The organism is Clostridium sp. DL1XJH146, from assembly GCF_054819755.1.
This window is the reverse complement of record NZ_JBTVVN010000049.1, coordinates 1-21,025: the sequence shown is the minus strand read 5'-3', so window position 1 is coordinate 21,025 and position 21,025 is coordinate 1. Positions and strand designations below refer to the sequence as shown.

Genomic DNA, 21,025 nt, shown 5'->3' with positions numbered 1-21,025 from the left:
GTTAGAATTTTCTGAAATTTAAAACGATAAATTTAAGCTTACTACAGCTATAAAATAAATTTGCTCGTTAGAGCTGTTAGTAATTACCATTTATTTGACTATATTTCTACATTAATATATAATTAACCTGTTAATTACATAATAATTGAACTTATATTTCAATATATCTAAAGTCTATAAAATATTTTTTAATAAATATTTTATATCCTACCATAATTTTAACTAATATGTTTTCCCTAAATAAATGTAAATAACTTTAAATTAATAATACTAAGATTAGGATGGGATTAATATGAAACATTTTGATTATTTAAATGACAACTATTCTATTTTTTATAGGCAACCTCAACAATTTAATTTAAACTCTGATAAGGAATTTCTCTCCTACTCATTAGGATCAACTTTATATATGGGTGGAGATAGAAATTCTCTTTTAAAAGATATCTTATCTCTTAAAAGTTACTCTGTAGCTATATGTCTTGAAGACTCCGTTTCAAAAGACAACTTAAGTATGGCAGAACAAAATGTTATAAATCTTTTCAATAAAATAGATGAGCTTATCTCCACTAAATTAATAACTATAAATGAGTTGCCCCTTATTTTTGTTCGTGTGAGAAACCTAGAGCAACTTAAAATGCTAATGAATAATTCATCTTTAAATACACTTTGTGGAATAATTATACCAAAATTCAATTCCTTTAATGGTGAAGAATATCTCGATTTAATAAAATTTTATAACAGAAATACTAATAGAAATTTATATGTTATGCCTGTTTTAGAAACGCCTGAAATAATATATAAGGAAACTAGATTTAAAGAATTGTTAAATATTAAAGATTTAATAGCCACTTATAATGATATGATTTTAAATATAAGAGTAGGGGGTACTGACTTCTCTGGTATATATAGTTTAAGACGAAGTAAAAATTGTACAATTTATGACCTTTCTGTGATTAACGACTGTCTTACAGACATCTTAAATTTATTTCAAAGAGATGGCTATGTTATGTCTGCACCTGTTAATGAGCATTTTAATTTTGAAAATCATTCCACTAGAGATACTTTTGTAAAAGAGGTCCTTCTTGATAAATGTAATGGCTTCGTAGGTAAAACAATAATTCATCCTTATCAAGCTAAAATTGCAAATTCTATTTTTGCAGTAACAAAAGAAGATTATCTAGATGCACTTGCAATAATAAATTCTTCTTCAGATGGAGTTATTAGAAGTTTTTATAAAAACAAAATGAATGAAGTAAAACCACATTTTAAATGGGCAAAAAAAACTATGCTACTTTCTAAAAGTATGGGGGTACTTAATGATGAAAAAACATATAGAGACATCCTTGAAGCATCAGGAACATCTTTCTCTAGGACAAAATCTACAAGTATCACTTAATATAACTGATACTAAATATAATATCAAATGGCCTAGTCTTTTCTCTATGGCTGCTAGAAAAAATCCTAAAAGAGATTTTATTTTTGTAAGTAAAGTTTTAGGAAAACATATTCCAATCAAACCAATTACATTAGATATAATAGGTGCAATTTTATGCCGTTTATGGGTCGAGAAAAGAGAAAACTATATTGACCCTGATATAAATATTTTAGTTGAAGCCCTAGAATATTTTCAAGTTGAAAATCATAACAAGGAATTTTCAAAAGACCTTTTAGATAAAGTTCTAAATATTTTAAGCTCGCCTATTGAACTTAAACATAAAACTTTATTCATAGGCTTTGCAGAAACTGCAACGGGGATTGCACAAGCTGTTTTCGGTAATAGCTTAAATTCTCATTATATCCATACTACAAGAGAAACCGTATCTTCAGTGAAAGAGAGCATATTTTTTAGAGAAGAACATTCTCATGCTACAAATCATAGCCTTTACCCTCTAAATCCACAGATTTTTGAAGAAGTCGATGATATTGTACTAATCGATGATGAAATAACCACAGGAAAAACCGCCCTAAATCTAATGAAAAATCTACCTTCTTCTAAACACTTTGGAATAATCTCTATTTTAGATTGGAGAAGTAAAGAAAATATTGAAATTTATAATCAAGAAACAACTATTAAAATTGATGTATGCTCACTTATGGAAGGTACTATAACTTGTAATAAATCAGGGGAGTTAGGCTTTGAAGATATTTCAGAAAACTATACTAATGCTTCTTTACCTTCATTTGAAGAAATAAGTATTAAAAATAATTATTCAATTGACCAACTTGTAAATTATACAGGACGTTTTGGAATTTCATCAGACCAACAAGACCTTATTAATGAAGAAACTAATAAAATTTCAGACACACTAAAACAGAAAAGAGTCCCAGGTAATTGCTTATGCCTTGGCACAGGAGAATTTATTTACCTGCCTTGTAAAATCAGTGGTAAACTTGGCGAGAATATCTTTTACCACTCAACTACAAGAAGTCCAGTATATCCTCTTGATAACGAGGAGTATGCTATCAAGAATAAAGTAACTTTTCCATCTCCAGATGATGAGAATCTTAACAATTATGTATATAACATTCCAAAAGATTTCTACAAGCAAGCTTTTGTATTTTCAGAAAAGAGCTTTCCTCAAGAAACCAAGGATACTTTCCTTAAAATAATGGGTCATTTTAGTATTGAGAACGTAATTTTTGTTTCATGGAACTGATAATACTAATTTGCAATGCTTTTTAAAAAATAATTAGCAATGTGCAATTGTGGATAATTCTCTCCTAGGTCGAAAATCTTTAATTAATTGATTGATTGAAAGATTTTGCGTAGCAAAATCATCCTTAATTGCAAATTGCAAATTGCAATTTGCTAATTGCACATTTTTTTATATAAGTAACCTTAATGAATCAACAATACTTTAAAATATAGCCAAACAAAAGGGATGGTGAGAAAATGCAAAAAGAATTATTATCTGGAAGCTATTCAAAAGAAGATGTTATATTTCTTTTAAAAGAAATTTCAGATTTTATAGAAGAAAAAAATAATGAATATAGGGAAAACGCCATTCAAAGTGGTGTTCACTATTCAGAAATGCTACCAATTGAGTATCATCCAACAGATGAATATATGGATATTTTTTATAAAACTCTAGAAGAAACAAAGCTAAAACTTGCTTATTTGGTTAAAAAATTAAGCGATAAAATAATAAATAACCGTGGTCAAAATATAGTTTTAGTATCTTTAGCTAGGGCTGGTACCCCTATCGGCATTCTTATTAAAAGATATATTAAGTTTAAATATAATATATCACTTCCTCACTATAGTATTTCTATTATTAGAGATAGAGGAATTGATAAAAATGCCCTTGATTATATATTGAAAAATCACCCAGATTCTAGTCTGCAATTTATAGATGGATGGACCGGAAAAGGTGTCATACAAAACACATTAATAGACGCTTGTGAAGATTTCTATAAAGAAACTAAAATCAAACTTAACCCTGAACTTGCTGTTATTTCAGATCCAGCCTATTGTTCTTTAATTTACGCAACTAGGGAAGATTTTTTAATTCCTAGTGCTTGTTTAAATTCTACTGTTTCAGGCCTTATGAGTAGAACTGTACTCAATAATAATTTCATTAAAAAAGAAGACTTCCATGGAGCAAAGTTCTATAAAGAATGGCTAGATATAGATGTATCTAACTTTTTCATAGATACTATTGCCAGTGAATTTTCTAATATTGATCATTATGATAAAACTGAATCATTTACTGCTACTACATTAGATACACAGGAAGTTACCTATAAAGGATTAAAAGATATAGCTAAAATTCAAGAAACTTTCAATATAAAAAACATTAACTTAGTTAAACCTGGTGTTGGAGAAACTACCAGAGTTCTACTAAGAAGAATTCCTTGGAAAATTCTTGTTGATTCATATGATAATCCCTACTTAATACACATCTATAAACTAGCTAAAGATAGAAATGTGCCTGTTGAAATATATGAAGATATGTCCTATTCTTGTTGCGGAATTATTAAACCAAAAGAATTCGGAGACGTGTAACTTTTTTAAAATATAATGTGAAATGTGCAAATTGCAATTTGCAATTTGCACTTTGCAATTGTGGATGATTCTCTCCTATCGTCGAGAATCTTTTATTTCTAAATTAAATTTAAGATTTTGCGTAGCAAAATCATCCTTAATTGTAAATTGCTAATTATTATTAGAATTAAAATAATTTACGCAAACAATAGTATAAATATAAACAATAATTTAAAATATCGCCAATACAAAAAGGAGTGAATACATGATTTTTGCGTCTGATTTAGATAGAACCTTAATATACTCTAAGGTATTCCTAAAAAACAAACCAAAAGATATAGTACTTGTAGAAGAAAAGGATGGAAAGAACATATCTTTTATGACGAGATCTTCGATAAACCTACTAAAACTTGTACACAAAGATTTCTTATTTATTCCTACAACAACTAGGTCCCTTGAACAATTTAATAGAATTTCTATATTCAATAATGAAATAATTCCTCGCTATGCCGTAGTTGCAAATGGAGGTATCGTAATTAAAGATGGAAATATAGATAAAAACTGGTCAAAAATCATTAAAAAAAAGATGGCTACTATTATATCCCCTCAGGAATTTATTGGAACTTGTCAGTTTTTCCTTTCTAGTGAAGAGATTAAATCCTATAGATGTTGTGACAATTTATTTGTTTATGCTGTTCTTCATGATAAAAATCTTATTAACAAAGATAATTACAATAGATTAATTTTAAAAGCAGAAGCTTTAGGTTATTTTGTTACTAGAACTGGCAGAAAAATATATATGATACCTAAGTTTCTTAATAAATGGTCTCCTCTTAAATATATTATGGAGAATGAAAAACAAGATAAAATAATAACTGCTGGAGATTCTATTTTAGACTTACCTATGATAACCAATGCAAACCATGCCTTTATTCCTTCGCATGGTGAATTATTTAACTCTCATAAAAACATAGCTTATACGGATTCAAATATAAAATTCACTAAAACAGATGGTATCCAAGCTCCACATGAATTCTTAAAAGATGTAATGGCACAATTAGATGTATGATAATAGAAGACACTGTTTTTTAATATAATTTACAATGTTCAAATATTACAAATTGCACATTATGAATAAAAAGAAACCATCAGGCTTGTCCTGATGGTTTCTTTTTATTCATATAAGTTTTAAGCTGTTAATTCATTCTCTTTCTCAGACATATCCTTTGAACTTGAAAATACTCTTAAAACAGCTTTAACAACTTCATTCACTACAATTACTAATGAAGCTAATGCAATTACTTTCAGCCACATTGAAACACTTAATGGTACTGCATTGAAGAAGCTTGAGAATATTTGAGTTACTACAACTTGTACAAAAGCTGTAATCCCTATTATTTGGAAAGCAAGTTTATTCTTTGTGAAATTAGGGAATATACTATCTGTTCCAAATTCTCTACAATTAAATGCATTAAATAGAGCACTAAAAGCAAACAAAGCAAATAATACTGTTTCCATTTCACTAGCACCATCAGCAACAATATCAGTAGACGCTCCTAGTATATTTAATGACATTTGAAGTATAATTATACCCGTTATATATCCTGCATTTAATACCATACTTGTGAACATTGATTTTGTTATAATACTTGCCTTTCTGTTAACAGGTTCCTTTTTAAGTACAGATTCTCTTACGGTTTCTAGTCCAAGAGAAAGTGCTGGTGGTCCATCCATAATAATATTTACCCACAATAATTGAATTGTAGTAAATGGCATTTCAAAATCAAATATTACTGAAAGTATAGCTGTCAAAAACGCAACAATATTAACTGTAATTTGGAACTGGATAAATCTTTGGAAGTTTTGATATATTCCACGTCCCCATTTTATTCCTTGTACAATAGTACCGAAACTATCGTCAGTTAAAATAATATCTGCAGCATTCTTACTAACTTCAGTACCTGCAATACCCATTGCTATACCTACATCCGCCTTTGTAAGGGCAGGTGCATCATTTATACCATCACCAGTTACTGCAATGACCTCACCATTCGCTTGAAGTGCTTCTACTATTCTCATCTTAGTATCTGGTTTAGAACGAGCTACTATAGCAATTTTTGTTATTTCTTCTCTCAACTCTTCATCACTTAATGTATCAATATATGTTGCTTCAACAGCTTTCATATCACCCATTAATAGCCCTAATTCTGTTCCAATAGCCACAGCAGTATTAATGTTATCACCTGTAAGCATTTTAGTTGAAACACCTGCTTTTTTAGCTTTCAAAACAGCATCTTTAACATCAAGTCTCAATGGATCTTTGATACCAACAAAGCCTGTGAATATTAATTCATTTTCTATAGCTCCTATTTCTGAAGTCATAGCTACTTCTTCATCTATTGTTTTGTATCCAAAACCTAGCACACGCATTGATTGTTTTTGAAGCTTCGCAATTTCACTAAGAATTTCTTTTCTTCTTTCATCAGTTATTTTAACTGTCTTGTTATTAATATTTTCATATCGACAATCCTTTAGAATAACTTCAGGTGCGCCTTTAGAAAGAACGGTACATGTATCATTCATACAATCCATTATTGTAAGCATTTTTTTCTTTGTTGAACTAAATGGTATTTGATGAACAATTTTAGCCTTTGTTCTACTTTCTACATAATCATGGTCCTTGTGATGTAGTAATAATGCACACTCCGTTGCACTACCAAGGTATTTAACTTCATTACCCTCTATTTCTATATTAGCTGTAGAATTTATAGTACAGTTTTCAACAAAGTAACTTGTATGCTCAATTTCATGGTCCTCAGCATAAACTCCATTTATATATACTGCTTCGACAGACATTCTGTTTTGAGTTAAAGTTCCTGTTTTATCTGAACAAATAACACTAACAGATCCTATTGTTTCACATGCTTCTTTTTTAGTAACTAATGCATTTATTTTTGCCATCTTTTGCATTGTGATAGCAAGTGTAATATTTATCATTGTTGGCAAACCTTCTGGTACAGCAGCAACAATCAAAGCAACACATATTATAAATGCCTCTTTTACAGGACCTATAGAATCAAGAAATGGTACTATTCCTGAAGTATCTACATCCAATGTCCCTGCAATCAAAATCTTCGCAAACATTACTACAAACAAACCTAATGCAATAACACTAGATACTTTAGAAATTTTACTACCTAAATCTCCAAGCTTAATTTGAAGTGGAGTTTGCAAGTCACCTTCTTCAAGGTTCTGAGCAATTTTACCCATTTCAGAATTATCTCCCGTTGATGTAACTACAAAAGTACCTCTTCCATAGGCAACTAATGTGCCTCCAAAAACCATATTAATCTGTTTTGCTGGAATAGGGTCTTGGATTTTAACTCCATCTTTAGTTTTTATCTCTTCCATTTCTACTAAAATGTCAGTTTTTTTAGATACATCGTCTGATTCACCTGTTAAAACATCTTCACGAACCTTTAAATCTATGCTTTCTATTAATCTTCCATCTGCTGGTATCATATCTCCTGTTTCAATAAGAACTAAATCACCAGGAACAAGTTCATTTTTAGATACTTCAACTATATGTTTCCCTCTCATAACTTTAACAGCAATATTTTCTGTCATTTTGGAAAGTGCATCAGCTGCTTTTTTTGATTGTCCTTCTGTAACAATACCAATTGTAATACCTATTGCTACTGCACAAACAATACCAATAGCGTCATGGAATTCACCTATAATTGCACTTATAAGTGCAGCTACTAAAAGAATAATCATCATTGGCTCTGTTAAAGCTTCCTTTATATCATCCCACAGCGACCCTTCTTCTTTTTGAGTAAATTCATTATATCCGTACTGTTCGATTCTTTTTTTTACTTCATCATTTGATAAACCCACTGAAGCTTCCACTTTAAATGCTTCTAAAACTTCTTTAGGTTTTTCATTAAAGAATTTCATCTACACACCATCCTCAAAATTTAAAAGTCAATAATTATTTATATCTATTAATTATAGATCTTAATCCGCTATCATTTGTTCCTTCTCCAACAGCTGCAAACTTCCAGCCACCATTGTTTCTATATATTTCTCCAGTAATTAAAGCTGTTTTTCCACTATAATTTTCTGATAAATTATATTTAATTAGCTCATTATTATTAGCTGGATTAAATACTCTTATAAATGCATTTTGGATCATGCCAAAATCTTGTTTTCTCTTAAGACAATCATAGATATTTACAACAAATACTAACTTTTCAACTGCACTTGGAACTCTTTGCAAGTCGACAATTATTTGCTCATCGTCTCCATCTCCATCTCCAGTTAAGTTGTCACCTGTATGAACTACACTTCCATCTATACTTTTTAAATTACCGAAATAAATAACATCTTTAGATTTAGCAAGTTTTCCATTAGCATCTAGCATAAGTACTGAAGCATCACAATCCACCTCAGAATTTCCGCCACCAAATAATCCTCCTAAAAGGCCTTTTCCACCTGTTTGAACTGGATCCCATCCAAGACCAACTATAACTTTTGATAAACTATCTCCATGTTTAACTAAATCGACTCTTTGTCCTTTTTGTAAGTTAACTCCCATTTTGTACTCCTCCTATTTATATAACTTAATGTACAATTCTATAAAAAACTATGTTTAGGATTTCATCTATTCTATCTATACACTTACTCCGAAATTCAAACAAAGTGCTCTTAATCCACCTTGAAATCCGCTTCCTATAGCATTAAATTTCCATTCTCCATTATGTCTATATAACTCTCCAACAACAACTGCAGTCTCTACACTAAAATCTTCACCTAAATCGTATCTAATAAGTTCTTCTTCATTTTCTTGTCTAAACAAACGTATAAAGGCATTAGATACTTGTCCAAAGTTCTGTCTTCTTTCTTCTGCTTCATGTATAGTAACTGTGAAAGCTATTTTTTCAATATTACTAGGCACTAAACTCAAATTAACTTGAATTTGTTCATCGTCACCTTCACCCTCACCTGTTAAATTATCTCCCATATGTTCAACTGATTCTGAACTGTGTTTCAAATTATTGTAAAAAACAAAATCGTAGTCACTTAAAACTTTCCCATTAGCTCCTACCAAAAATGCTGCTGCATCCAAATCAAAATCTGCTGTCCCATCATATCTATTTACATCCCAACCCAATCCAACTCCTACTTTTATTAAACCAGGATTTGATTTAGTTAAATCTACCTTTTGACCTTTTTGTAAACTTATTGGCATATTATCACTCTCTTTCTTTAATATTTATTAGTTTCAAAAGTTTTTAGTTCACATTTTTTTAAAGTTCACAGTACACAGTTATTGATAAATTTTGAGTAGCAAAATTATCCTTAAACTGTGTACTATACAATGTATTCTTTTATATAAATTAAACAGAATTAATCTCAACAATATTCTAAATCATAGTCTTTTAATAAAACTATATGTTTATTCCAAAATTATTACAAATAGCTCCTAATCCACCTTCAAAACCACTTCCAATAGCATTGAATTTCCACTCATTGCCGTGTCTATATAGTTCAGCAACAACAACTGCTGTTTCAATACTAAAATCTTCACCTAAGTCATATCTAATTAACTCTTCACCATTTTCTTCATTTAAAATTCTAATGAAAGCATTTGAAACTTGACCAAAGTTTTGTCTTCTTTGTTCTGCTTCGTGTATAGTAACCGTAAAATCTATTTTATGAATATTCTGAGGAATAGCACTTAATTCTATTCTAACTTGTTCGTCATCACCTTCGCCAGCGCCTGTTAAATTGTCTCCAAGGTGCTCAATAGCATTTGATGGATGTTTTGCATTATTATAAAAAACAAAATCAGTATCTGCTGTAACTTTTGCATTTTCACCTAAGCAAAATGCAGCTGCATCCAAATCAAAATCATTTCCACCATCATATTTATTTACATCCCAACCTAAACCAACTAATATTTTCTTTAATCCTGCATTCCCTTTAGTTAAATCAACTTTTTGACCCTTTTGTAAACTTACTGCCATAATTAAATACCCCTCTTTCATTTATTTTTATTTTAGTAAAACCCCTAAGTTTTAATGTTTTCACTATTAATTCTACAACATTATTGACACAATTTCATTACAGTATTATTAAAATTAATAACAATTTAATTTATATTACTTGTAATTTTTGTAGATTTTGAGTTAAAAACTAAATACTAGTTTTTAATTCTATATATTTTTAATTTTTTCAACATAATTACCATCTTTAAAATCTTTCCCATAAATAGCAACAATATTATTTGGCTTCTTATCCATGTAATTTTCTAACTGAGCTTTTATCTTATTATCACCATCACCACCTTGTGTATAAAACAAAGAATAATCACTAATATCATCTTTATATTTTCTTAAAAATGTTAATGCTGGTGTTGATAATTTTGATGCCCATACAGGTGTACCCACTATAATATTGTCATACTTTTTTAAGTCCACTGAAATTTCTTTAATATCAGCCATTTTTTCTTTTATTGCATCTCTGCCTGAAAAAATAAATCCAAATAAGCCATTTCTATTTTTATTATCAATTATTTTTACTATATCGCCATCTAATTGTTCAGCTAATATTTCAGCAACTTTTTTTGTACTTCCAGACTTTGAATAATAAACAATTAATTTTTTACCCATACACTTCCCCCTAAATCATATTTTAATATCTCTTTTAATAATTGTCTTATTTTTCAAAAAATAAACTTCATAATATAATAATATCATAAAAAAATAAATATATAAGAATATTTTGGAAATGTTAATGTTTTATTAATTAATACAACGTTTAAATTTTTCTCAACGCTAAAAACACACTAATTTTTAACTAGCATCTGTATTTAAACAAAAACATCATAATCTCTAAGTAAGTCAAATTTTTATCTACCGCAACAACCTCTAATTTTATCTCTTCTTTAGCTTATTCATTAGTAACTTCAGCCTCTACATTATTAGTTTTAGCTATCGCATTGGTTGTATTTTCATTTTCAGAAGAACATCCTGATAATAAACCTATTAATAATACAATTCCCATTACGATACATAAAACTTTCTAATTCATATTTACTCCTTCTCCTCATTCATTTTATAATATTTTTGCCTAAAAGTTATATAGTCAACTTGCAACCATCTATCTATTATTGTCTTAAAGGTATCTTTACAATCAGATGGCTTTTCAAACTGATCTTCTTGAAACTCGTAATATAAACCATTTTTATGCTATGGATGTTTTATTATTTCAAATAAGTTTTTATACTTTTATGGAATATTACGAGATTTAACATAATACAGTTATTCCATTGGCTCTAATTTAATTATTACTAAAAATTCAGTATAATGTCTCAATGCTGGATTTCTTATTTACTATTTTTTTATAAGTAATATCTGTTAGTATTTTCTATTACCAATTTCTTCATCAATATTTTCCTTAGTAAAAACACTTTCTTCTGTGATTATTTTAATAGGAAGTTCTTTCCCTCGCATAAGAGATTTTACGACTGACATCATCTGCGGTCCAAGAAGAGGATTACATTCCACAGAACAATTAAGTTTGCCAATATTAATAGCTTTAAAGGCTTCCTTTGTAGCATCCACTGAGATTACAATAATATCTCTACCAGCCACTAATCCATGACTTTCTATAGATTCAATTGCACCTAAAGCCATATCATCATTATGAGCATAAACTACATCTATATCCTTATCTTCATCAAAGAACTTGTCCATAGTATCTTTACCCTCACTATACTCGTAATTAGCAACATCACTAGCTATTATCTGCATATTATCATAAACAGCAATAGTATCTATAAACCCTTCTTTTCTCCCTATACTAGGAGCTGCCCCTATAGTACCTTCAAGCATAACAATGTTTAACTTTTCTGTTGTATCAGCTGTCTTATCTATAAGCCATCTTGCTGCACGTCTACCTTCTTCCATAAAATCAGAACCCATATAACAAGTCCAAAGACTAATATCTGCATCAACTTCTCTATCTGAAAGAATCACAAATATTCCTGCTTCTTTAATTTCAGCTAATATATCTTCCCATCCACTTTCTATTATTGGTGAAAATGCAATAACGTCTACATTCTGTTCAATAAGATATCTTATATTTTCCTTTTGTTGCCTCTGTTTCTCTACTGCTGACAAATAATTATCTACATTCTTAAAAATTAATTCTATCCCTGCCTCTTTAGCCGCATCCATAATTGATTCAGTATTAGCCGCTCTCCATGCACTTTCTGAACCCACCTGTGCAAATCCAAGTTTAATCTTCTCATCATTATTCTTTACAATCTTATTTTCACTAGCATAAGAATCTATGTTTTCTGCAGTTATTTCATGACTTCTAAGAATTATTTTCTTAGGAATATAATATAATCCATCTAATATATCCACGGCATATTCAATTGCTTCTTTTCCGCCTGTCTTACAAGTATATGTAGCATCAATAATATTTTTTCTGACAAGTTCAATACCTCCATTAGTTCCTTCAAGACCATCAATTCCAATTATGTATATGTCCTTATCTAAGCTCTCTCCAGCAAGATAAGCACCATATGCCATATCATCACTATGGGCATAAACTACATCTACTTTAGTACCCGCTTTTAAAATAGCCCTAAATTTATCTTCTGCCTTATCCTTTTCCCAATCACCTTCTATTGTATCGATAATATTAATATTCTCGTATTTTTCTATTTCGTCTGAAAAACCTCTACTTCTTTCGATAGTAGGAACAGAATCTTTACTACCTTTTATCTCTACTACATTAATTTTTTTCTCTCCTATATCCCTATATAAAAGCTCTCCAGCTTCTTTCCCTATATTATAATTATCAAGACCAATAAACATAGTATAGTCATACCCAATAACATCTCTATCTAAAACAATTACTGGTAATTCCTTGTATATAGCTGAAACTAAAGGGGTAAGCTTCTCTGAGTCATTCATAGATACTATAAGTAAATCAACTCCATAATCCAATAGTTTCTGCAGATCTTTTTCCTGTTTATCTGTATTGTTACCCCCATCAGTAAAGATAACTCTTATATTATCATGCTTTTCAACTTCTTTTTTTATATCCTCATTCATCATTATTCTCCAAGGTTCTTGAAGATTAGGCTGTGATACTCCTATTAAAAAATAATCATTTTCTTTTTCCTTATATGAATATTTAAATACTATTAGTATTACACAAAATACAATCAATATAATAGCCAATAATTTTTTATGCATTTTTATTTTTTTCACCTTCTATTTTATAATGCTTCGGGGATACTCCCATAACCTTCTTAAAAGCAGTGCTAAAATAATGTTGTGTATTGTATCCAACCTCTTCTGCTATTTCATACATCTTCATAGAATTATCTTCCATGAACTCAATAGCTTTCTTAATTCTTATCTTCGTAAGATATTCTATAAAAGAACTACCCAATTCATTTTTCAAACTCCTACTAAGATATGTAGGAGTTATATTAAGATCTTTTGCAATTTCATTAAGAGTTAAATCACTTTTATAATAATAACTCTCAATATATTTTTGTGCTAAGACAACACTAGGAGAATATTCCTTATAATTAATTATTTTTTTGATAATACAAGAATATGCCATGTCTATGTCTTCGCTATTGTCTGTAATAATATGCTGAAAAACAAAAATATGCTTACCTATTTCCCTTACTATTTTCTTTTCAGTAGATATACAAATCTTATGAAAATCACTTATTGTTTCAAATGTAAATAAAGCTACAATCGTCTTATTTTTCATATCTATTGCTACAATTCTATTATAACAATTTAAATTTGCAGAAATAATTATATTTTTAATATCATTAAGAATAATACTAGTTCTATCCTTTAAAATAGCTCCTACATTCTCAATAACACTAAAAACAGCCAATCCTATTTTTTTAGAATTATCTATATTATAGTATTTAAGTTTTTCATCAAAGAGTTTTTCATCACCATTTATAATATCAAGAATAAAGTTCTCTCTCATATAGTTAAAATTCTTCGTAACTTCACTGTTCTTTATGTAAATTGTATTTATTTCGTCTTTTTTTCTATCAAGCATCACAACCATCTTACAAATTATCTCTTCTAATTCATCCTCATCGATAGGTTTCAATAAATAATCCATTACATTCATTCTCAAAGCTTTTTGAGCATATTCAAATTCATCATGTCCTGTAATTATTACAATAAGTGTATCAGGCAATATCTTATTAATTGCCTCAATAAGTTCAAGACCATTTAAAAAAGGCATACAAATATCTACTAAGAGTATATCAGGCTTCAACTCTTTACTCTTCTCAAGGGCAACCTCTCCATCTTCAGCCTCTCCCACTATCTCTATATTATATTTATTCCAGTCAATTGCCCCACCGATTCCCCGTCGAATAATCTTTTCATCATCTGCAATTAATAGCTTCCACACAATACATCTACCCCCTTATATAATAGGATGTCTAATTATGGATTTTGTCCCTTCTCCAAGCTTACTTTCTAATGTAACACCGTACACTTCACCATAAGTTATTTTTATCTTTTCATTTACATTAACAATACCGTATTCATTTTTCTTCTCAACATTTTTTTCAAGTACACTGTTGAGAAATTCCAATTTCTCTTTAGCTATACCTACCCCATCATCCGCTACTATGAAAACTAATATATTATCATTAATTTCTACAGTAATATCAATTTTACACTTACCTCTTTTTTCTTTTATACCGTGATAAATAGCATTTTCAATTAATGGCTGAAGAATAAGCTTAGTTACTTTATATTTATAAATTCCTTCATCACAATTAATACTATAAGTAAATTTATCAGAATACCTTACCATTTGAATTATAAGATAGCTCTCTACATGTTTAAGTTCTTCCTTGATTGTAATTTGGTCTTTCCCCTTACTTAAAGAAATTCTAAACAATTTTGTCAAAGCTTTCAAAACTACAATTGCCTCTTTATTTTTATTTTCTTTAATAAGCCAATGTATTGTATCCAATGTGTTATAAAGAAAATGTGGTTTAATTTGAGCTTTTAGTATTTCCAATTCAGCTTGTCTCTTTTGATTATGTTCCACATGCACAAGATTAATAAGATTCTTCATAGCCTCAATCATTTTATTAAAACTATTGCCAAGTTCTGTTATTTCATCTTCATATATTCCTTCAAAACTAACATCAAGTTTACCCTCTTCTGCTTTTTTCATAAGCCCCTTTAATTTGTCTAAAGGTTTAGTAATTGTATTGGCCATAAAGAAAGCAAAAAAGAAAAGAAAAATTACCAGGATTAAAGAGAAAATTACAATAAGCATTTGCATCTCTCTAACAGGTCTCAAAGTATCATTAAGAGAAAAGACTCCAATTACTCTCCAACCAGTATACTCAGATTTATGTTTAATAATTTTATAAGAAGTATTTTTTATTTTCACAACTTGAGCAATTTCAGAATCATTAATCCATTTAGGCTGAATCCTATAAACGATTTCATTAATAGGGCTATAAACTACATTATTCTCATCATCGATAATATACACAAACCCACCATTTGCCAAGGCAACATTTTCAATGATATCATCAAAAATCTTAGTATTAAGATCAATTAGGACAACACCTAAAACATTTCCTTTCTCGTCAAGTATGGCTTTACTTATTGATACTACGTTATCTCCATTATGTATATTATCTTTATATCTTATATTTCTACCTATCGTATTACTTAGAATACATAACTCTTTTTTATTATGAGTAGCACCAATATACCATGCTTCATTACATAGCCTATCTCTTGATATCCTCTCCATGCTTGTATTAATACACTCATCTCTATTATTAACTATCATCATACCTGCAATTTCGTTATGTCTTAACTCGTATTGTTGAAAAATATTACCTATATTATCATCACTTGCTTTCTCAAATAATAAAAACCTTTCAACTTCATCATTATTAGAAATATAAAACACTATGTCTTCTATATTATTAATATAAAATTCTATATTATTATTTACCTGTTTAATTATCTGATAGGTGTTTTTATCTGCAAGATTCTCTACAGAATTTCCTGAAATTGAAGTAACGATAGTACTAAGTCCTACTATCGTTACAAATATTATACAAATATAATTAATAAGCATCTTACTTCTAATTTTTCTATTATTATAAAAGCTTAGTATTTTATTCATCATCAATATCACCTTGTTTGGTTGTGAATTGCTACTCTTTTACAATCAATACACCTTACTTGATTGTAGACTGCTTATCCCTTTGAAGAACAATAATACGCTGCAATACAATAAATATACATAATAACATACCTACCGCTATTTTAGTCCACCAAGAGCTAAGATTTCCTTGAAACATTATTATAGTTTGAATAACTCCCATACTAAGAACACCAAACATCGGTCCTAACACAAATCCAGAACCACCTGTCAAAAGAATTCCTCCAACTACACAGGCTGCAATAGCATCCATTTCCATTCCATTGCAATGTAATCCATACCCTGAAAGCATATATAAAGCAAATAAAATCCCCCCTAATGCAGAACAAAAACCACATAATGTATACACCATTATTTTAGTTCTATATACAGGAAGTCCCATAAGCTTGGCTGATTTTTCATTGCCTCCTATTGCATATATATTTCTCCCAAATTTTGTGGTTTTAGCCAAATATATGCCTAAAGCCACTACTATTAATGCCATTATAACACTTATAGATATAAAACTTCTACCAAATATATTTACTTTATACCTTGATATATTTTGAAAAGTTTTATTAGATATTACAATACTCTGGATATTTATTAAATAACAACTCCCCCTAGCAAAAAACATTCCACCAAGAGTAATAATCCACGGATGAAGTTTAAAAGTACTAATAAGATATCCTTGAACAAATCCGATTGCTGAACCTGCTAAAAGAGCCACCATAATAGCTATCACCGGATTTACTCCTTTTTGCAACAAATCCGCTACTATCATAGTTGTTAAAGCAACAACAGCTCCTACTGATAAATCAATTCCACCTGAAATAATTACTAGACTAAGTCCAGTTGCTACTACAATTAAATAAGCATTATCAATAAATAAATTGAGGAAAACTTGTGGTTTTGTAAATCCAGTATATTTAAGCATACCAAATACATATAACAATAGGAATAGAGAAACTGTAGCAATCATTGTAATATTTCTTTGTTTTCTTTTTACGCTGCTTTGCATTTATTTTCCCCCCTTATACTTTTATTTTTATTTTTTATCTTGTTGATTTTCTCCATAAAAACAGGAGATTGTACCAAAGCAACAACTATTACTACTACAGCTTTAACTACAAGAATAGTCTCTGGTGGTACTCCTGTTGCATAAATAGTAGTTGTAAGTGTCTGTATAAATAATGCCCCAATAACAGTTCCTCCAAGATAACATCTACCTCCAGTCATAGATGTCCCACCTATTACTGTAGCAAGAATAGCATCAATTTCCATCCATAATCCAGCATTATTAGCATCGGCAGCTGTAACATTAGAACTTATAAGGATGCCCGCAACCCCTGCAAGAAGACCACATATTACATATGCTACAAGAATAATATTACTAGAATTTATACCAGCAAACCTGCTTGATTCCATATTAGTGCCTACTGATTCTAAAAAAAGTCCCATAGCAGTTTTTCTTAAAAATAAGTTGATAAGAATAAAAATACCTAAAACAATAAATATTGAAAAAGGTAAACCAAGAAAATACCCTCCACCAATAAAATAATAGACATCATTTGTGATAGTAATAATTCTCCCCTGTGTAATAAGTTGAGCCACTCCTCGTCCAACAGTCATTAGAATAAGAGTTCCAACCATAGCTTGTATTCCTAGTTTTGCAACTAAAATACCATTACTAAGCCCGCCTATAGTACATATTATTAAAGCAACAATAATTGCAATAGCAGGCGAATATCCTGATTCAATAATTCTACAAGCAACTGCCGCTGAAATTGCCGCTACTGCTCCAACTGAAATATCAATACCTTCTGTAGCAATAACAAGTGTCATCCCTATTGACATAACAATAAGTGGTGATGCCCTATTTATAATATCTATTATACTTCCAAATAAATGCCCATTTTTAATTTCAATACTAAAAAAACCAGGTGTAAAAAAAAGATTAAACAAAAGTATTGCAATCAATGCTATAATGGGCCAAAATATTTTATTTTCTATGATTTTTTTTATATCCATTTACACACCTCCTGATGCAATAACTTTCATAACATTACCCTCATCTATTTCATTTCCCTCAAGAATACCCACAATTTTTCTATCTCTTAACACAACTACTCTATCGCAACAGCTAGCTATTTCTTCAAGCTCGGAAGAAATTAATAATATAGTCATACCGTCATCCGCTAATTTTCTAATTAATTTTTGTATTTCTGTTCTAGAACCTATATCAATACCTCTTGTTGGTTCATCAAGAATTAAAAATGTAGGGTCAGTTGCTAGCCACCTTGCCAATATTACTTTTTGTTGGTTGCCTCCACTAAGATTGCCAATATTTTGTTCTATACTAGGAGTTTTTATATCAAGAAGCTCAACATACTTTTCTGATATCTTTTCCTGTTCTTTTCTTTTGATATAACTAAATATTCCCCTCTTTGATTGAAGAGCTAGAGCAATATTTTCTCTTATAGTTAAATCACCAATGATTCCTTCAACTTTTCTATCTTCTGGACAGAAACCCATTCCACTTGATATCGCTTTAGAAGGATACATTCGTTTCAATTTTTCATTATTAATACAAATTGTACCTTTTTCATTTTTATCTATTCCAAATATAAGTTTAGCTATTTCTGTTCTACCAGAACCAAGAAGACCTGCTAATCCTAAAACTTCACCTTTTTTTATTTCCAAGTTAACATTTTCTATTTTTCCTTTTTTACCATATTCATCTAATACTATTAAATTACTCTTTCTTTCCTTTCCTTTATCTAAACTTTCCTTTTTTTCTATTGCTTCATAATCTCTACCAATCATCTTAGAAACTAAATCAAGATACTCTAATTTCTTTGTTTCATAAGTTCCTACATACTTACCATTTCTAAGCACTGTAATTTTATCTGTAATCTTGTATACCTGATCTATAAAATGTGTTATAAAAACAATCCCCATGCCATCATCTTTCAATTTTCTCATTACCTTAAACAATTCTACAACTTCCTTATTATCAAGACTTGATGTAGGTTCATCAAGAATCAATAATCCTGCAGAAATATCTGCAGCCCTTGCAATAGCAACCATTTGTTGAATAGCTAAAGAATACATAGAAAGAGGCAAAGAAACATCAATATTTACATTAATACTTTGTAATAATGTATTAGCATCCTCATTCATTTTTTTCCAGTCAATTCTACCATTCTTTTTAGGTTGTCTTCCTATATAGATATTTTCAGCAACTGTAAGGTTAGAGCACAAATTTACTTCTTGATATACAGTGCTGATACCAACACTTTGAGCATCCATAGTTGTTTGAGGATTAATTTCTTTTCCTTCAAAAATAATTGTTCCACTATCCTTAACATGTACTCCTGTTAGAACCTTCACCAAGGTTGATTTACCAGCTCCATTTTCACCCATAAGTGCGTGAATTTCTCCTTTGTTTATTTCAAATTCTACATTATCAAGAGCTTTGACCCCTGGAAAGCCTTTGGATATATTTTTCATACTTAATAAAACATCTTTTTTTTCCATATTAACCCTCCTTTTAAAAACAATACCAAGAGAGATTAACTCTTGGTATTATTAAATAACTAATATACTGAAAAATTCAAATTGAGGATATCCTAGTATACCCTGTTAGGTAATTCAGCAACAGCATCTTCTTCTGCAAAAACTCTATCGTTACTTACTGTCCATTTAGGTAATTCTTCACCATTAACAAGAGCTTTAGCAGCTTCAACTAATTCTGGTCCTAGAAGAGGTGTACACTCAACAGTACAATTTGCTTCTCCTGCTTCTATTGCTTCAAAAATTCCTTTAACTCCATCTACAGATATTACTACTATGTCTTCTCCTGGTTTATAACCAGCTTCTTTAATAGCTTGAATTGCACCAAGTGCCATATCATCATTATGAGCATATACTACATCGATGTTATCTCCATCTGATTTAAGAAAAGCTTCCATAACTTCTTTTCCTTTACTTCTTGTAAAATCACCAGTTTGAGACTTGATTATGTTGTATCCATCATATTTATCCATGATTTCTGCAAAACCTGTCATTCTATCAGTTGCAGCTGATGCACCAACTGTTCCTTGAAGCTCTACAACATTAACTGTAGCATCTTCACCTAGTTTCTCAACTAACCATTCTCCAGCAAGATTACCTTCATGTACAAAATCAGAAGCAATTAAAGTTTTATATAGACTTTCATCTTCAGTTTCAATACCTCTATCCACAAGAATTACCGGAATCTCTGCATCTTTAGCTTCGCCTAGTACAGTTTCCCAACCTGATTCAACTACAGGTGATAGTGCAATAACATCAACTTCTTGTGCTATAAAGCTTCTTATTGCTTTAATTTGATTTTCTTGTTTTTGTTGAGCATCTGAGAAAACAAGATCTACATTTTTATCAGCTTCTATAGTTGACTTGATAGATTCAGTTTCAGCAGTTCTCCATCCACTTTCTGCACCAATTTGTGCATAACCAATTACAATCTTTTGATTTTCTTCAGTTGCATCATTATTTTCTGCTGAATTATTGGCAGCAGAATTGTTTGCATCTTTGTTTGATACTTCCCCTCCACAATCAGTAAAAAGCATCATTGACATCATTACAGCTGTAACCACAGATATTACTCTTCTCATTTCAAAATCCCCCTTATTTTTTATTTTGCATTTCGTTTACATTTAAATTATAGAACAAAAAAAGGGGCTGTCTCAGAATAGAAAACTGAGATAGCCTCAGTTTTTTATTTTTTTAATGAAAAAACGAGCCACA

At 29.9% G+C, this 21,025-nt stretch carries 16 protein-coding genes; 4 read left to right on the top strand and 12 right to left on the bottom strand.

The window, feature by feature from the left end:
- Positions 1–292 precede the first annotated feature (292 nt).
- From ACVHXK_RS16430 to ACVHXK_RS16415, 4 genes are all read left to right on the top strand, one after another.
- The gene (locus ACVHXK_RS16430; protein ID WP_461207492.1) at positions 293–1,396 is read left to right on the top strand and encodes an HpcH/HpaI aldolase/citrate lyase family protein; all 1,104 of its coding nucleotides are present in this window, start codon (positions 293–295) and stop codon (positions 1,394–1,396) included.
- On the top strand, positions 1,317–2,657 hold the full coding sequence (locus tag ACVHXK_RS16425; protein ID WP_461207491.1) for a phosphoribosyltransferase family protein: 1,341 nt from the start codon (positions 1,317–1,319) through the stop codon (positions 2,655–2,657). Before ACVHXK_RS16430 ends, ACVHXK_RS16425 begins: the two co-directional genes overlap by 80 nt.
- A 236-nt stretch (positions 2,658–2,893) precedes the next feature.
- Entirely contained in the window at positions 2,894–4,006 is a 1,113-nt protein-coding gene (locus tag ACVHXK_RS16420) for a cysteine protease StiP family protein (protein WP_461207490.1), read from the top strand.
- Between the two features lie 244 nt (positions 4,007–4,250).
- Positions 4,251–5,054 (top strand): HAD family hydrolase, encoded by an 804-nt coding sequence (locus ACVHXK_RS16415; RefSeq protein WP_461207489.1) that lies wholly within the window; start codon positions 4,251–4,253, stop codon positions 5,052–5,054.
- Between the two features lie 119 nt (positions 5,055–5,173).
- Here the strand turns inward: ACVHXK_RS16415 and ACVHXK_RS16410 are convergent, their stop codons facing one another.
- The 12 genes from ACVHXK_RS16410 to ACVHXK_RS16355 all read right to left on the bottom strand — a co-directional run bounded on the left by ACVHXK_RS16410 (position 5,174) and on the right by ACVHXK_RS16355 (position 20,892).
- A complete protein-coding gene (locus tag ACVHXK_RS16410) occupies positions 5,174–7,942 on the bottom strand; it encodes a calcium-translocating P-type ATPase, PMCA-type (RefSeq protein WP_461207488.1) in 2,769 nt (922 codons plus the stop codon).
- A gap of 34 nt (positions 7,943–7,976) precedes the next feature.
- Positions 7,977–8,582: a TerD family protein gene (locus tag ACVHXK_RS16405; protein WP_461207487.1), complete on the bottom strand. Its 606-nt coding sequence runs from the start codon at positions 8,580–8,582 to the stop codon at positions 7,977–7,979.
- A gap of 75 nt (positions 8,583–8,657) precedes the next feature.
- The gene (locus ACVHXK_RS16400; RefSeq protein WP_461207486.1) at positions 8,658–9,236 is read right to left on the bottom strand and encodes a TerD family protein; all 579 of its coding nucleotides are present in this window, start codon (positions 9,234–9,236) and stop codon (positions 8,658–8,660) included.
- A 199-nt stretch (positions 9,237–9,435) separates the two neighbouring features.
- A complete protein-coding gene (locus ACVHXK_RS16395) occupies positions 9,436–10,014 on the bottom strand; it encodes a TerD family protein (protein ID WP_461207485.1) in 579 nt (192 codons plus the stop codon).
- Between the two features lie 189 nt (positions 10,015–10,203).
- Positions 10,204–10,659 carry a flavodoxin family protein gene (locus tag ACVHXK_RS16390; RefSeq protein ID WP_461207484.1) on the bottom strand — a complete coding sequence of 152 codons (456 nt, stop codon included), beginning with the start codon at positions 10,657–10,659 and terminating at the stop codon, positions 10,204–10,206.
- A 747-nt stretch (positions 10,660–11,406) separates the two neighbouring features.
- Positions 11,407–13,260 carry a substrate-binding domain-containing protein gene (locus ACVHXK_RS16385; protein ID WP_461207483.1) on the bottom strand — a complete coding sequence of 618 codons (1,854 nt, stop codon included), beginning with the start codon at positions 13,258–13,260 and terminating at the stop codon, positions 11,407–11,409.
- Positions 13,253–14,461, bottom strand: coding sequence for a response regulator transcription factor (locus tag ACVHXK_RS16380; protein WP_461207482.1), 1,209 nt, complete (start codon positions 14,459–14,461; stop codon positions 13,253–13,255). The genes ACVHXK_RS16385 and ACVHXK_RS16380 overlap by 8 nt, the downstream gene beginning before the upstream one ends.
- 15 nt (positions 14,462–14,476) lie before the next feature.
- Positions 14,477–16,216, bottom strand: a complete 1,740-nt coding sequence (locus ACVHXK_RS16375) for a sensor histidine kinase (RefSeq protein ID WP_461207481.1) — start codon at positions 16,214–16,216, stop codon at positions 14,477–14,479.
- 55 nt (positions 16,217–16,271) lie between these two features.
- The gene (yjfF, locus tag ACVHXK_RS16370; RefSeq protein ID WP_461207480.1) at positions 16,272–17,255 is read right to left on the bottom strand and encodes a galactofuranose ABC transporter, permease protein YjfF; all 984 of its coding nucleotides are present in this window, start codon (positions 17,253–17,255) and stop codon (positions 16,272–16,274) included.
- The gene (locus tag ACVHXK_RS16365; RefSeq protein WP_461207479.1) at positions 17,240–18,265 is read right to left on the bottom strand and encodes an ABC transporter permease; all 1,026 of its coding nucleotides are present in this window, start codon (positions 18,263–18,265) and stop codon (positions 17,240–17,242) included. Before ACVHXK_RS16365 ends, yjfF begins: the two co-directional genes overlap by 16 nt.
- Positions 18,266–19,774, bottom strand: a complete 1,509-nt coding sequence (locus tag ACVHXK_RS16360; RefSeq protein ID WP_461207478.1) for a sugar ABC transporter ATP-binding protein — start codon at positions 19,772–19,774, stop codon at positions 18,266–18,268.
- Between the two features lie 92 nt (positions 19,775–19,866).
- Positions 19,867–20,892: an ABC transporter substrate-binding protein gene (locus ACVHXK_RS16355; protein ID WP_461207477.1), complete on the bottom strand. Its 1,026-nt coding sequence runs from the start codon at positions 20,890–20,892 to the stop codon at positions 19,867–19,869.
- Positions 20,893–21,025: the final 133 nt, after the last annotated feature.